Here is a 15,780-nt window from a genome sequence, read left to right as displayed (position 1 = left end):
GCGCCCCTCACCCGCGACGGGGAGAGGGAACTTAATGGTCCGCCCCTTCTTGAGTTCTTTCATGCCCGCCCTGCCCTACTACCTTGGTTGCCCTGTGTGGAACTGCGATGCCTGGGTGGGAACGGTGTATGCCGGGAAATCGCGTTCACGGTGGCTCGCCGATTACACGCAGGCGTTTGGCACCGTGGAGGGGAACAGCACGTTCTACGCTTTGCCCGCTGCCGACACGGTGCGGCGGTGGGCCGATGAATCGGCCGAGGGATTTCGCTTTGCGCTTAAGTTCCCTCGCACGGTGACGCACGACAAGCTGCTGGTCGACGCTGGAGCGGAGACCGAGGCCTTTCTGTCGCTGCTCGCCATCTTGCGCGAAGCGGACAAACTGGGTCCCTCCATGATTCAACTGCCACCGTACTTCGACGCACAGAAACTCGACAACCTTGAAGCATTCCTCGCCGCGTTGCCGCGGGAGTTTCCCTACGCGGTGGAAGTCCGCCACGACGACTTCTTCGCCGAAGGCGCCGCCGAGCAGTCGCTCGACGCCATGCTGCACGAGTACCGCGCCGATCGGGTGTTGTTCGATAGCCGGCCGCTGTTTTCCGCGGCGGCCACCGACGAATTCGAAGTGGAGTCTCAGAATCGCAAACCAAAAGTGCCGGTCCGTTTCACGGTCACCAACACGTCGCCCATGGTACGGTTCATCGCTCGCAACGATGTCGAGAGTGTCGTTGCCTGGATGGACGAATGGACTACGGTTGTGGCCGATTGGCTCGCGCAGGGACTCACCCCTTACTTCTTTACGCACGCCCCGAACAACGCCCTCGCGCCGGCCGTGGCGGCGCTGTTCCACGCCCGGCTGGTGGAACGCATGCCGACGATGCCACCGCTCTCCGCATGGCCGGGCCAGAAGGTGCAGCGCCAGCAATCTCTTTTCTAGGTAGCCGGATTCGCAAGAATTCGGAGCACCACCCTACGCGCGTCCGAATTCTTGCGAATCCGGCTACCTAGACTTTTGCACTTCTAGTCCGAGTCGTTTTCGTTGTGCAGGTGCTCACGGAAGTAATCCGCCATCCGCAAGTTCAACAGGGCCGACAGATCGGGATCGGCCACCATGTGCGTCGAGCCGGGTAGCGGCAAGAAGTCGACCTGCCGGCCTTCGTGCAGCAAGCGGTCGACCAGCTTGGTGCTGTGCAGGAAGTAAACATTGTCGTCTGCAGTGCCATGGATCAGCAGCAGCGGCCGGTCGAGCTGCGGGGCATAGGTGAGCACCGAGGCTGCGTCGTAGCCTGCAAGGTTCTTCTCCGGCAGTCCCATGTACCGCTCGGTGTAGTGCGTATCGTAGTCGCGCCAGTCGACCACCGGCGCACCGGCGATGCCCACATGGAACACGTCGGGCTGCTGCATGACCGCCATAGCGGAGAAGTACCCGCCGAACGACCAACCAAAGATACCAACGCGCGAAATATCCAGCTCATCGTATTGTTCACCGAGTGCCTTGAGGCCGGCGACCTGGTCGGCCAGCGGCACCTTGATCAAGTCGTGCTTAATTGCCCGCTCCCAATCCCGACCTCGCGCCGGGGTGCCGCGCCCGTCGAGCGAAACGACGATAAACCCCTGATCGGCGAACCACTGCTGGACGAGGTAACGATCGCCGTCGGTGGTGACCACCTGGGCGTGAGGCCCGCCATATACACTTACCAGCACTGGCAGCTTCTCATGCTTTGTGAGCCAATCGCCGCGCGGGCGGACGATGGCGGCGCACATCGGCGGATCGGTGTCGAGCTTCACCAACTCGACGCTTGGTTTGAATGGCGGAGTAAGGGCCACGCTCTCCAGCGCGCCCAACTGTTCCCCCTCGGCCGACACCACGCGATGAGGCAACTGCTCGGCGAGCGTCTGACCATACGTCACATAGACGCCGGAGTCCGATCCCAACGTCGCGCCGTGCATGCCGGGTGCTTTGGTCAGTTTCTTAGGCTCCGCGCCATCAGCCGTGAGTGCAATGCGGTACAAATGCCTCTCGGTAGGATCGGGGCCAGCGAGAATCAGCGCAGTGTTTGATGTTTCGTCGATGCCGACCAAGCCGCGGTAGTTAAGCTCCGGCGTCGTGAGTTCCACCACCAGATTGCCCTCGCGATCGTAACGCAGCAGTTGCCAAACTCCGTTGTTCTCACTGCTCCACAGAAAGCCGGCTCCATCGGGCAGCCACTTGGGCATGTGGCCATCGAGGTTGATCCACGCTGCATCGGTTTCTTCGAGCAGTGTGTGCGTCGAACCGTCGGACGTATCGACCTTCAGCAGTTGCTCGATGGTTTGCTCGCGATTCTGCACCACCAACGTGAGCGGCGCGCCGTCGGACCACGTGACGTTCGCCAAGTAGGAAAACTCATCGCGGTCCCAATCGATCCAAGTGGTCTCACCACCGGCGGCGGGAATGATGCCCAGCCGAACCTCAGCGTTCGCCTTGCCGGGCCGTGGGTAGCGCCAGGCGTCGGGCTTCTTGTCGGGGTTCGCCGGGTCGGTAATGAACCACTCCTCGACTTCCGAAGTATCCGTCTCCTGGTAAGCAAGGTACGCACTGTCGGGCGACCACCAGTAGCCGTGCATGCGGTCCATCTCTTCCTGCGCAACAAACTCTGCCGCGCCGAACGTGAGCGTCTCGCTCGATCCGCTGGTGAGCTTCGTCTCCTCGCCGGTCGCGATGTCCATTACGAACAAGTCACCTTCGCGGACCACCGCCAGCCTCTTGCCGTCGGGCGAGAGTCGCGCGTCGATCGGGTAGCCCGCTTCGCTTGCCAGCTCGCGATGCTCGCCGGTCGCGCGGTCCACCAGGTACAACGAACCGGAAAGCGGCACCAGGATCTGCGTTCCGTCTTTCGATAAGCTGTAGCCCACGATGCCGCGGGCTGTCATCCGCATTCGCTCGCGGCGGGCCTTTTCTTCGGCGGTTAGCTCTTCCTCCACGCCGCCCAAGAGCTGCTCGGCGGTGAGGATCTTTCGCTCCTTGCCGGTGGCGATGTTGTATTCGTACAGGTCGTGCTCTTTCGACTTCGGCCCCGAGCGAAGAAACAACACCGCCTTGCCGTCGGGCGTGACTTTGATCGATGTGGGATTGCCCAGGCTGTAGCGGCGAGTCTGGGCGTGCTCTTTGAGAAAGTTATCCTGCAAACGTTCGTCGGCGAGACTCATCGAACAGATTCCTAGGGCAATGGCGACCCACAGGGTCGCGGCAGGTCGTCGTAACGAGTGGCAAGAATTTGGCATCTCGGTCGGTTTTCTCTTCGTGGCAAGAAAGTGAAATCGGTAATTCGCCTCCATCGTAACGTGCGGCGGTGCGGAGTTCACTATCTGCGGTTATTCGAACAACCACTGCGCGACGTTCTTCGTACTTTATGGGTTGCCAAGGAAGTGCACGTGCGTATACTGATCAGGAACTGAACGCATATTCACCACACGGTCGTATCCACCATGATTGCCACTGCTCCTTCACCGAACAAACTGCCCCAACTGCGAGGGATGCTCGAGCGACTTGAGGCTCCTCGATATGACCATCAGCGAACCGTTCTGTCTACAGGCGTCACAGCGGTCGACCGGCTGCTACCCCAGCGGGGGCTGCAAAGCGGAATGCTTGTGGAATGGGTGGCCGACGGGCCCGGCAGCGGCGCCAGCTTGCTGCCAGTGGCAGCACTGAAGAACCTGCAGCACACCGGCGGCGCCATCGTGGTGATTGACCGAGAAGGACACTTTTACCCACCCGCCGCTTCGGCGTGGGGCATCGATTTACAGCACACGATTGTCATCCGCCCCGCGACCGAAGCCGACGAACTATGGGCCATCGACCAAGCGCTACGTTCGCCGGACGTCGCGGCGGTACTGGCGTGGCCCGAGCGAATCGACAGCTTCACGTTCCGCCGCCTGCAACTGGCAGCCGAAGCCAGCAGCGCAATCGGCCTGCTGGTGCGCCCGAAGCGAGCGCAGCAGGAACCAAGCTGGGCCGCCGCGCGACTGCTGGTCTCGCCGCTTCCCTCCAGCGCGAACGCAACAGAGTGGCAGGAAAGCCCCCCGCCCGCCTGCTGGAAGTTGAACGTTTCGGTGCTGCGAAGCCGCGGAGGGCGACCGGGGCAAAGCGTCGAGCTTGAAGTGGACGAACAAACGGGGAACATCCATGAAGCCATCCAGCACAAGACCACTGGCAGGCTCCCAGCGCGTGCTGGCCGTCTGGCTACCCAACTGGCCCATCGAGCGTCTCACGAGCAAACAGCCTGAACTGCGCGGCCAGCCACTGCTGCTCGAAAACACAGCGTCCCGTGGTCAGCGCGTAGTGGCTTGTTCGCCCGAGGCGCGCGAGTTCGGCGTGCAGCCGGGCATGCCGGTTGCCGAGGCCACGGCCATCTCCACGCTCCAGGCGGTGCGTCTGCCGCACGACGCGGAGGCCGATCGTCGCGCGCTGGAAAAGCTGGCCGACTGGTGCCATCGCTTCAGTCCCACCGTGGGCATTGAGGACACCGACACGCTGCTGCTAGACGCCACGAACCTCGCCCCGCTATACAGCGGCGAAGGGCCGCTGGTCGAGCAAGTATCGCAAGGTCTCACGCGACTAGGCCTCACCGCGTACGTCGCCTTGGCCGACAATATCGCTGCGGCTTGGGCTTTGGCGCATTATTCGGGGGCGGGGACGACCCGGCTCGCGCCGGTTGGCGAAAGCATTGCGGCAGTGGCCTCTTTACCTCTCGCGGCATTACGACTCGATGACATTACGATCGAAACGCTCGGCCGACTGGGTATCGAATCCGTCGAGGAGGTGCTCGCATTGCCGCGGTCGGAGCTTGCTTCGCGGTTCGGGCCCGAGTTGCTTACTCGCATCCACCAACTGCTGGGCGATCAGGCGGAGGTGATCCGCGCGGTCGCGCACTCCGAGCGACTCACCACGCAATGGCTATTGGAACCGCCGCTCACCAAGTGGACGCACATCAACAAGATTCTCCAGCAACTGCTCCGCCGGCTGGCTCACTTACTCGCCGCTCGCGACGCAGGGGCGCTGCAACTCACTTGCTACCTGGAATGCCAGGCGAGCGACGATGTGTCGTTCGACGTGCGGCTGTTCCGCCCCACCGCGGACGCGGCGCACTTGATGGAGATCGTCGCCCTGCGCTCCGAGCGACTGCTATTAACCAGCCCAGTAACCGCTGTGAAAGTGCACGTGACCAAACACGCGCCGCTCGCCCGGCAGCAACGGGTGTTGTTCGAGCGGGAATCGCATTGGCAACATTCCACGGGCGTCGCCGCGCTGGTGGACCGCCTCGCCGGCCGGCTCGGTGCCGAAGCGGTGGTTCAATGTCGGGTGCAGCACGAAGCGCAGGCCGAGTTTGCCTACACCGAGCAATCGCTGGTCGGCAACCTGACGGCGAGAAAAAAGTCGACTGCCAAGCCGTCGACCGCCAAGCTCGCCCCGCTCGATCGCCCGCTGCACTTTTTTTCCAAGCCGCAGCGAGTGGAGACATTGTCGTTCCTGCACGAAGGACCGCCTATCCGCTTCACCCACGGCGGCCAGCAATACGTCGTGGCCCACCACCGCGGCCCGGAGCGAATCGAAACCGGCTGGTGGCGCCGCCGAGGCGTCCGCCGCGACTACTACTGCGTCGAAACCACCACCGGCCGCCGCTTCTGGCTATTCCGCTGCCTGCGCCGGCAGAAGTGGTATCTGCATGGAGCTTATGAATGAAGAGTTAAGTACTTAGGCCCGGCGTTTGCGCCGGGTTGATTGGCATTCTCTTCACCCCGCCGTAAACGACGGGGCTAAACGCGACCAACGGTCGCGGCTTTCCTGCTGTTCAACATCCGCTTCGATCCGCGCCAATCCGCGACTGATTCGACCGACCGTGCCTGAGCCTCCTGTTTTTCCGAAGCGTCAACCTTTGCCGGCCGACAAGAGGTCGCCGGGCACGTCGCCTGCTGTTCGTTATGCGGAGCTGCACTGCCTGACGAACTTCACTTTCCTCGAAGGGGCGTCGCATGCCGACGAGTTGGTCGTCACCGCGGCCGAGCTTGGCTATCAGGCGTTGGCCGTGACCGATCGCAACAGCCTGGCTGGCGTGGTGCGGGCGCATACGGCGGCGAAGGACTGCGGGCTCAAGATTCTCATCGGCGCGGAAGTCACGCCCGACGATGCTCCACGCGTCGTTCTGCTGGCCACCGACCGCGCAGCTTATGGCCGGCTTTGCCGGCTATTAACCACCGGTCGACGGCGAGCCGAAAAAGGCAAGTGCCAACTCACGTTCGACGACTTGGTGCAGCATCGCGAAGGATTACTCGCACTAGTAGCACCGCCTTCAAGTTCCGACCCAACAAAACGCAATGCAACTAACGCCCCAATAGCCGACGAGCTACGCCTCGCCAGAGAGAACCAATCACTCTCGCAACATCTGGATCATTATCGCGAGTTATTCGGCGACCGTACTTACCTATTAACCGAACTCCACTACGGCGCGAACGATCACCGGCGGCTCGAGGTCCTCCAGCAACTGAGCGAAGCATCCGGCGTGCCGCTCGTGGCGGCGGGCGACGTGCACTATCACATCCGCGAGCGAATGGCCCTGCAGCACGCGCTCACTGCCATTCGGCACGGTACCACGGTGGCCCAACTCGGTGAGCGCTGCCTGCCGAATGCCGAGCGGCACCTGCGGCCGCTGGACGACATCGCCCGCATCTATGCCGACGTTCCCGAGGCATTGCAACGGACGATGGAAGTGGCCGACCGCTGCCAGTTTTCGCTGGACGACTTGCGGTACGAGTACCCCGAGGAACTCGCCCCAGCTGGCCAAACGCCGATGCAGTACCTGAGCCAACTCGCCTGGCAGGGGGCCAAGCAGCGTTACCCGACGATCGTGCCCGAGAAAGTTTGCCGGCTGTTGGAGCACGAACTGTCGCTCATCGAACAGCTCAAGTACGAGGCGTTTTTTCTTACCGTGCAGGACATCGTCCGCTTCGCCCGCTCGCGAAACATCCTCTGCCAGGGTCGCGGCTCGGCGGCCAACTCGGTGGTCTGCTACTGCCTGGGCGTCACGGCGGTCGATCCATCGGAGCATGAACTGCTGTTCGAACGGTTTGTCTCCGCCGAGCGAAACGAAGCGCCCGACATCGATGTCGACTTCGAGCACGAACGCCGCGAGGAAGTGCTGCAATACATTTACAACAAGTACGGCCGCGACCGCGCGGGCCTGGCCGCCACGGTGATCACCTACCGCCCGCGAAGTGCGATTCGCGACGTCGGCAAGGCATTAGGTTTGTCGCTCGATTGTGTCGACGCGCTGGCGAAGAACTACGACTACCGCGGCGAACGCACCTTGCTGCCCAAACGGTGCGAGCAAAGCGGCGTTGACCCTAACTCGCGGTTGGGGCAACAGTTGATGCTGCTGGTGAACGAGCTGCTGGGCTTTCCGCAGCATCTTTCGCAGCACGTCGGCGGCATGGTTATCACCCGCGGCCCGCTGTGCGAGTTGGTGCCCATCGAAAATGCGGCCATGGTCGATCGCACCGTGATCGAATGGGATAAGGACGACCTCGACGAGCTGGGTATCCTGAAAGTCGACTGCTTGTGTCTTGGCATGCTCACGGCCATTCGCAAGTGCTTCGACCTGGTGAGCCAACAAACGTGCCGGCAACTCTCCATCGCCACGCTGCCGGCCGAAGACCCCGCGGTGTACGACATGATCTGCCTGGCCGACACGGTGGGCGTGTTTCAAGTCGAAAGCCGCGCGCAGATGAGCATGCTGCCCCGGCTCCAGCCGCGGCGGTTTTACGATCTGGTGATCGAAGTGGCCATCGTCCGCCCCGGGCCGATCCAGGGCAACATGGTGCATCCGTATTTACGACGGCGAAACGGCGAGGAGCCGGTGGTCTATCCCAGCCGCGAGGTGGAGCAGGTGCTGGAGCGGACGCTTGGCGTGCCGCTGTTTCAGGAACAGGCGATGCAACTGGCCGTGGTGGCCGCGGGCTTTACGCCGGGCGAGGCGGACCAACTACGGCGGGCGATGGGTGCCTGGCGACGATTGGGCATGATCGACACGTACCGCAAGCGGCTGATCGAAGGCATGCTGGCCAAAGGTTACACGCCAGAGTTCGCCGAAGGGTTGTTCAACCAGATTCGTGGCTTCGGCGAGTACGGCTTCCCCGAATCGCACGCGGCGAGCTTCGCCAAACTGGTGTACGTTTCGGCGTGGCTCAAACATTACTACCCGGCTGCATTCGCCGCGGCGCTGATCAACAGCCAGCCGATGGGTTTCTACGCCCCCGCGCAACTGGTTCGCGACGCCCGCGATCACAAGGTCGAAGTCCGGCCGATCGACATCAACCGTAGCGACTGGGACTGCACGCTCGAAGCAACCGGCGACGGCACTGAAGGCGCACTGCGGTTGGGCATGCGGATGGTGCGAGGCTTGAAAGAAGCGGACGCCCAGCGAATCGTCGCCGAGCGAGACGCGCCCTATCGGTCGGCGACCGAGTTGGCCACAAGGGCTCGCGTGAGTCGGGCGACGCTCGAAAAGCTGGCCGACGCAGGCGCGCTCGACTCGCTGGAGCAGGATCGCCGCGCAGCGCTGTGGCAAGCACTCGACCAACCGCTCAGCACCGAGCGGATGCCGCTGTTTGGCAATCAAGCAGCCAGCAATCACGACGATGACGAGCCGCCCATGCCGGAACTGCCCCCGCTCACACCCCAGCAGCAGGTGTTCGCCGATTACGCCACGCTAGGCCTGTCGCTGCGTGACCACCCGCTGGCGTTTTACCGCGAACGTCTCGCCAAGCGGGGCGTCACCACGGCCGCGGGGCTTGCCGAACTACGCCACGGAAGTAGGGTAACCGTAGCGGGCCTGGTGCTGATGCGGCAGCGGCCCGCCACCGCCAGCGGCATCACGTTCGTCACGCTTGAAGACGAAACGGGCTCTATGAACCTGGTGATCCACCTGCGAACATGGGAGCGATACGAACTGGTCGCCCGCCGCACCAACGCCATGCTGGTCACCGGCCGCCTGGAGCGCGAAGGCATCGTGATCCACGTAATCGTCCGCGAGATCCGCGACCTGCAAACCGAAATGGACAAGCTCGAACACCGGTCGAGAGATTTTCGGTGAGCGATTGGTGACGAGTGACACAAATAAATACATCATGACCCATTCCATACTCATTTTCGGTTGCGGATACCTCGGCCAGCGCGTCGCAGAACTTATGCGCGGTGCCGGAGTGCAGGTGCACGCGGTGACTCGATCGAGCGAGCGGGCTAAGGAGTTTGCCAAGGCTGGGATCTCGCCCATCGTGGCCGACGTGACCGACCCCGAGACGCTCACCAATCTGCCACCGGCCGACACGGTGTTGTTCGCCGTGGGGTACGATCGCTCGAGCGATCCGTCGATCGACGAGGTCTACACTGGCGGAGTGAGAAACGTGCTCGCCGCACTGCCCGAAGGGACCAAGCGGTTTATCTACATCAGCACCACTGGTGTGTATGGCGATGCAGATGGAGAGTGGATCGACGAGCAGACTCCGCCGAATCCCAGCCGCGCGGGTGGGGTCGCGTCGTTGGCGGCCGAGAAGTTAATCCTCGCCAGCCCGCTGGCCGACCGCGCGGTGATCTTGCGCCTAGCGGGGATCTATGGGCCCGATCGATTGCCCTACCTTAAGCAACTCACCGCGGGCGAGCCGATCGAGGCACCTCAGCAAGGTCACCTGAATCTCATTCATGTGGGCGACGCCGCCCGCATCGTCGCGGCGCTGGCCGACCCGGTTCGAAAAGTGTCCGGCCCGGCAATTTACTGCGTGAGCGACGGTCATCCCGTGGTGCGCGGCAACTATTACCGCGAAGCGGCGCGGCTGCTGGGCGCTCCGGAGCCGACGTTCGTCGCCCCACCTGCGGAAAGCCCCCGCGCGGCCAGGGCGGCAGCCGACAAGCGTGTGAGCAACCAGCGGCTGCTGGCAGAAGTGGCCATCGAGTTGCAATTCCCAACCTACCGAGAGGGCCTGGCCAGCATCGTTGCCCCCTAGTGCGTGCCGCACGGGCGTGTAGCATCTGCGGCGGCCTATTTCCAGAGAAACTTGTTCAAATACACGCCACAAGTATCTGTAGTGCGCACTAGCCGGGCCACGTCGTCCGCGTGCGAGTTTTCCCTGGATATCCCGTCGCTGCAAGCTCTGGCTCGTTGCCCAATCGCCGCTGGGCCTCTATCATCAAACAGCCTGTGCCCCTCATTCGCATACATCGTCATTGGATGATCAGTTCCCTATGCTCCAGCGTCAGCCACTTTTTCCCCACGTTATCGAGCTCAACCACCAGGCGCGGCGGCGGATCACCTGCAGTGTCTATCTGATCTACGACGATCAGAACAACTGGGCGCTGGTCGACATCGGCTACGAGGACGCGGTGGACGAAGTGCTGGAGTTGATCCGGCAGCTCGACTTCCCGTTCAACAAGTGCGCCGGGCTGCTCGCGTCGCACGCCGACGTCGACCACATACAGGGGCTTGCCAAGGCAAAGCAGATTCTCAAGGCGAGCGTCTTCTGCCACCCGGCGGCGGCCGCGCACCTGGAGGCCGGCGACCGCATTGCGACGTTTGCGGCCATCGAGGCCCAAGGCATCGACCTCGACATGCCGAAGGTCGAAATCGAACACCGCGTCGACGAAGGCGATAAAATCGCCGTGGGCGACCTCGAGCTCGAGGTCTGGCACACGCCGGGCCATACCGACGGCCAGTTGTCGTACCGCCTGGGCAATCTGCTGCTCTCGGGCGACAACATCTTTCGCGACGGCTCGGTTGGCGCGATCGACGCCCATCACGGCAGCAGCATCGTCGATTTCATCAAGTCGCTTCAGCGCATCCAGGCGAGCGACGTCGAGTGGCTGCTGCCGAGTCACGGCCCCGCGTTCCGCAAGGACAACGCGATGATCCAGAAGACGATCGACCGGCTGGAAACCTACCTGCACATGGCCGACTTCGGCACCTGCGCGATCGACTGGCCGCTGATGGACCAGTGGGAGCAGGAGTTACTGGAAGGCAAAGCACCTGAGTAATCGCGCTGGGTCGCAATCCCTTCGCTTGGCGACTCAACCAGCACCGCGCCGGCGGACCTGCTAGAATCAGTTCTCCAGATTGGCCTATTTCCGCGCGGAGAACCCTCATGCACCGTCGTTCGCTGCTGGCTTTGTTCTGCGCGGCGCTCGTCAGCGCCGCAGCTTGCCAGGGCGACGACCTGCGTTCACCGGTTCGCACCTATGGCATGAAATCGCTTTCGCCAGAGTTTGCTGAGAAGATCGAAACGCTCGACGAGCGAATTCCGCAGTGGATGGAACAACACCAGGTGCTGGGCGTGTCGGTTTCAATGATCGACGACGGACAACTCGTATGGTCGCGCGGCTACGGAGTCCGCTGCGCCGGCACTTCGCATCCGGTCGACCCCGACACGGTGATGGAGGCTTGCTCGATGAGCAAGCCGTTCTTTGCATACATGCTGCTCAAGCTGGTCGAACAGGGAGAATTCGACTTGTCGCAGCCGCTGATCGACTACTTGGGCGAGGACTACCTCGACAAGGAGCCACGACAGCACGCGATCACCGGACAGATGGCTCTCAGTCACACCACCGGACTGCCCAACTGGCGCGAGGGAGGTTGGCAATCGGGCGGGCCGATGACACTCCAGTTCGATCCCGGCACGCAGTTCTGCTATTCGGGCGAAGGCTTCCTGATGCTGCAACGCGCCGTGGAGAAGGTGACCGGCAAGGGTCTCGACGAGTTTTCACGCGAGCGACTGATCAAACCGCTCGAGCTGCACCACACACGTTTCGTGTGGGACGATCGCTTTCTCGTCAATGCATCGTGCGGGCACGATGGTGAAGGCCGTGTGAAATCGATTCGCAAATACTACCACAAGGCCAACGCGGCCTACTCGCTGTACACCACCACCGAAGACTACGCCCGGTTTCTCGTAGAGATTCTGAAGGAGGATCGCACCGCTCCACACTCGATCTCCGCCGAGATGCGCTCGCGGATGCTCACGCCGATCTCCGAGCGCGAGGATCAGCAGGCCGAGTGGGGTCTGGGTTGGGGACTTCGGAAGCTCGACCCTCATCGTCAGGTGTACCACAGCGGCTCCAACGGCACTGGCTTTCGCTGCTACAGCGAGTTCTTCCCCGAAACGGGCGACGGGCTGGTGATCATGACCAACAGCGCGACGGGCCGCCAGTTGTGGGAAGCGGCCGTCGATCAATGGCACTCTTCGGGCACGTGAATCCCGGAAAACAACCAATCTCGTCGGGAATCTCAGCTATTAGTGGCGGCGGTGCGGCCAACCGTGTACCATCCACACCAGTGCTTTACCATATCCGGATTTTGGAATAGCCAAAGCACTCGCGGGGGTTGGACAGTTCTTTTGGGAGGCATGATATGCTCAGGCGAATTCTTGGCGGATGGCTGCTCTTCGCAATCGCACTCACGACCGCAGCGGCCAACGCGCAAGGTCCCGCCAAGATCGGCGAGGACATTCGCCTGCCGGCTGCTCCGGAGCAATGGCTGAACTTTCCTCCGCTGTCACTCGATCGGCTGGGCGGCAAAGGCGTCGTACTCTATTTCTTCGACGAAGAGTGTTCCAACTGCGCGAAGCGTTGGCCTGAGTTGATGAGGCAGGCGGAGTTGCATTCGCAGGATCCGGTGGTGATCATCGCGGTGAACTCGGGCAACTCGCCGCGCGACGTGGCCGCCTATGTTCGCGAGCACCAGATTACCTGGCCGGTAATCGTCGACTCCGATCGCTCCTTCGAACGAGTGGCACTCGGCCTCATGATTAACGTGCAGACCAAGCCCTCCGGCATTCGCATTCGCAAGGCAGACGGCAATTGGGAAGCCAACATCCGCAGCCGCGTGCCCGACGCGATCAACGCCGCGGCCAAGGGCGGTAAGTGGCGAGTTAATCCCGCCATGGTGCCCGTGGAACTCCGTGCCGCGTGGGGTTTGGTGGAGCTCGGCAACTTCGCTGCCGCCCTGCCGATGATTGCCCGCACCGAACGCCGAGGCAACGACGCGGTGAAGAATGCCGCCGCCGCGCTGCGCGATGCAGTGGCCGTTTCGCTGGCCGAAGAACAAGAATCAATCGACAAGCTGCTGGCCGAGGACCGCCAGTGGCAGGCGTTCGTGGCTATCGGTTCGTTGCTGGAAACGTACAAGGGCTACGAGGTCGACCCAACACTCGAGGTGAAGTATAAGGAACTCAAGAAGTCGGACGCCATCCAACAGGAGCAAGCGGCCGCCAAGAAACTGCAACAAGCCATCCGCACCGGCTCCGTCGGTTCGCCAGCGGCGGTAAAGCGGGCGACGACAATGCTCGAAAAAATAAAGGAGCAGTATCCGGACACCGAGGCGGCCACCAAGGCGGAGAAACTCATCGAGCAAGTCACCGCCCCCGCAATGCTTGCACCTCCCGAAGGCTGAAATGCCCAGCATGGGTGGCGCATCTTAAGGTCGTTTTTGAGCACGCAGCGACAAGTTGTCTGCTCCTGCTTCAGGTAAAGTCGCCAGAAACTTCCTTTACCGTAGTTGTTGTCCGCTCTAATCTTGGCCCGAGCCTGCAACCGGGATATCATCAGACTTATCACAACTCCCATCCCACAGGAGGTCCGCTATGTTCCGATTCGTTCCTGTTTGTGCGGTTGTATTTTCACTCTCCTTCCTGGCGTCGCGACCGGGTATCGGTCAAGAACAAGACGCAGCAACAGTTCCTGCCAAAGAAGAGGCAGCGGCTCCCGACGAAACAGCGGCAGCTCCTGAAGTAGCGGCGGAGCGTGCCGAAGCAATGGCTCCTTCGAAAGCTGCTGCTGACTCCGACAACAAGCTGGCCGACCTGCCCACGTCGCCCGATCAGTGGATCAACTCGGCGCCGCTGCCGCTCGAAAGCCTCGTGGGCAAGGGTATCGTGTTCTACTATTTCGAGGAGCAGTGCCCCAAGTGCGAAGGTCGCTGGCCCGACATCCTGGAAGTGGCCGAGCGACACCGAGACGAGCCGGTGGTGTTCATCGCAGTGAACTCAGGAAACTCGCCGGAGCAACTTCGTAGCTACCTGAAGCGCAACAAGATCGACTGGCCGGTGATCGTCGACACCAATCGTGCGTTCGAAGAGTCGTCGCTCGGCATGGAGATCAGCCTGCAGAACATCTACCAGACGCGGATGATAACCGCCGGTGGAGAATGGAAGAGAGGGAACCCCAACGAACTCGACGATGCCGCGACGACCGCCTCCGAGGGTGGCAATTGGTCGATCGACCCGACGAGCTTGCCAGAGGAACTACGCGCTGCATGGCGAGACATTGAGATTGGCAACTACGCTCACGCCGCGCGGAGCATCATGCGAGCTGGCCGCGAAGGCGACGCTGCAACCAAGGCAGGTGCTAAGCAGCTGTTCGACGTGGTGCAAGGCTCGATGAACACCGACTTGGCGGCCATCGGCCAGCAGCTCAAACGCAACGAGAACTGGCCCGCCTACCAAGCCCTAGAGTCGTTCCTTGCCAAGTACAAAGGCTATCCCATGCACCCGGCCGTGGCCGAGAAGCATGAGCAGGTCAGCCAGATGGAAGAAGTACGGAACGAGAGCCGCGCGGCCAACAAACTGGCCTCCGCAATCCGCACCGGCTCGCGCGGCACCTCCTCCTCGGTGAAAAAGGCCGTGGAGATGCTCGAAGAGTTGATCGGCGACTACCCGGATACCGAAGCAGCTGTGGAGGCGAAGAAGCTGCTGGCGCAGGTGAACGGTGGGGAGGGCGAAGCGGGAAGCTCCGTTGAGTAGAATGTCTCCATGTCTGGCAAGCCGCAGAAGACCCGACTGACTCCCAAGCTTGCAGCCGCCACTAGAGAACTGCTGACCCGGTGGGGAGTGGCGGACCAAATCGACCTCTATCAGTCCGTGGCTTTGCCATGCATTAGCTACCGCGCTCCATCCAGTCAGCAGGATCCGAAGCCATCACTACCGACAACGTTTCTGGGCGGGGGCCCGCTCGCACCCCCTGAGTTCACCTGGCCCTGTCACAAAGGGAAGCGCATTCCATTCATTGGCCAGATTGATCTGAGCCACGTACCACAAGACTTCAGCAATCCGCTGCCAGCCTCGGGGATTCTCTACTTCTTCTGCTGGTGCACTAACGAGGAATTCCCAAACCCGTCGCAGGTCGTTTGGTTGAATCCTGAGGGGAGCGATCTGGTTCAATTCGAAGCAATCCCGCAAGGAACATTGCCTGACTGGCAAGGTGAATGCGTCTACGAACTAGAATCATGCCAGTCTGTTGTTGTCGGAGCAACCGTTACCCGTGATCGTCTTCGCTCTGAAGCAATTCGGACTGGTCTATATGTGGAAGAACAACTTTCGGAGTTCAGCGAAGACGTACTCGGTGATGTGCCCGATGAGTACGATGGCGACGTCGTCTCCCTCGCCCAAGATACGCCACTTCCAGTTGGTTCTGAGTGGGGTCAGTCTCTCGGATATGCTAGGGAAGACTTTTTACTAGGTATGGAGTCGTGCTTGGAAGGATACCAGGAAGAGGGAGAGGTCTGGCTGAACCTGCTTCAAATTCCTTCACTCGGCAACATGCTCTGGTCAGACTGTGGCTACCTGATCTTCCTCATCCGCCAAGCTGATCTCAAAGATCGGCGTTTCGACCGCGTGCGAGTGGAGGTGATGAGCAGCTAGTGCAGCCCTCACGGGCGGTTGGTGTCCGTAATCCACTGGGCGTTCGGCACTTTCGTCGATTGCGCTTGC

General features: G+C 61.7%; 11 protein-coding genes. 10 read left to right on the top strand and 1 reads right to left on the bottom strand.

What is annotated here, in order from left to right:
- The first annotated feature begins 34 nt into the window (after positions 1-34).
- The gene (locus ACQK2L_RS11315; RefSeq protein WP_425397073.1) at positions 35-934 is read left to right on the top strand and encodes a DUF72 domain-containing protein; all 900 of its coding nucleotides are present in this window, start codon (positions 35-37) and stop codon (positions 932-934) included.
- 83 nt (positions 935-1,017) lie between these two features.
- Here ACQK2L_RS11315 and ACQK2L_RS11310 read toward each other — a convergent pair whose 3' ends face one another.
- The gene (locus tag ACQK2L_RS11310) at positions 1,018-3,186 is read right to left on the bottom strand and encodes a DPP IV N-terminal domain-containing protein (RefSeq protein ID WP_425397072.1); all 2,169 of its coding nucleotides are present in this window, start codon (positions 3,184-3,186) and stop codon (positions 1,018-1,020) included.
- 279 nt (positions 3,187-3,465) lie between these two features.
- Here ACQK2L_RS11310 and ACQK2L_RS11305 point away from each other — a divergent pair, with 279 nt between their 5' ends.
- From ACQK2L_RS11305 to ACQK2L_RS11265, 9 genes are all read left to right on the top strand, one after another.
- Entirely contained in the window at positions 3,466-4,263 is a 798-nt protein-coding gene (locus ACQK2L_RS11305) for an ImuA family protein (protein WP_425397071.1), read from the top strand.
- Positions 4,163-5,719, top strand: coding sequence for a Y-family DNA polymerase (locus ACQK2L_RS11300; RefSeq protein WP_425397070.1), 1,557 nt, complete (start codon positions 4,163-4,165; stop codon positions 5,717-5,719). The genes ACQK2L_RS11305 and ACQK2L_RS11300 overlap by 101 nt, the downstream gene beginning before the upstream one ends.
- A 157-nt stretch (positions 5,720-5,876) precedes the next feature.
- Positions 5,877-9,125, top strand: a complete 3,249-nt coding sequence (locus ACQK2L_RS11295) for an error-prone DNA polymerase (protein ID WP_425397069.1) — start codon at positions 5,877-5,879, stop codon at positions 9,123-9,125.
- Positions 9,126-9,159: 34 nt separating this feature from the next.
- The gene (locus tag ACQK2L_RS11290) at positions 9,160-10,032 is read left to right on the top strand and encodes an SDR family oxidoreductase (protein ID WP_425397068.1); all 873 of its coding nucleotides are present in this window, start codon (positions 9,160-9,162) and stop codon (positions 10,030-10,032) included.
- Positions 10,033-10,270: 238 nt separating this feature from the next.
- Complete coding sequence (locus ACQK2L_RS11285) at positions 10,271-11,056, top strand: MBL fold metallo-hydrolase (RefSeq protein ID WP_425397067.1); 786 nt, start codon at positions 10,271-10,273, stop codon at positions 11,054-11,056.
- Positions 11,057-11,163: 107 nt separating this feature from the next.
- Positions 11,164-12,270, top strand: coding sequence for a serine hydrolase domain-containing protein (locus tag ACQK2L_RS11280; protein WP_425397066.1), 1,107 nt, complete (start codon positions 11,164-11,166; stop codon positions 12,268-12,270).
- A 155-nt stretch (positions 12,271-12,425) separates the two neighbouring features.
- Positions 12,426-13,466, top strand: coding sequence for a TlpA disulfide reductase family protein (locus ACQK2L_RS11275; RefSeq protein WP_425397065.1), 1,041 nt, complete (start codon positions 12,426-12,428; stop codon positions 13,464-13,466).
- Between the two features lie 190 nt (positions 13,467-13,656).
- Positions 13,657-14,814, top strand: coding sequence for a redoxin domain-containing protein (locus ACQK2L_RS11270; protein WP_425397064.1), 1,158 nt, complete (start codon positions 13,657-13,659; stop codon positions 14,812-14,814).
- A 9-nt stretch (positions 14,815-14,823) separates the two neighbouring features.
- On the top strand, positions 14,824-15,711 hold the full coding sequence (locus ACQK2L_RS11265; protein ID WP_425397063.1) for a DUF1963 domain-containing protein: 888 nt from the start codon (positions 14,824-14,826) through the stop codon (positions 15,709-15,711).
- Positions 15,712-15,780: the final 69 nt, after the last annotated feature.

Source organism: Aeoliella sp., from assembly GCF_965227375.1.
Classification (GTDB): Bacteria; Planctomycetota; Planctomycetia; order Pirellulales; family Lacipirellulaceae; genus Aeoliella.
The sequence above is the reverse complement of the archived record's forward strand: the minus strand, read 5'-3'. Positions and strand labels throughout refer to the sequence as shown.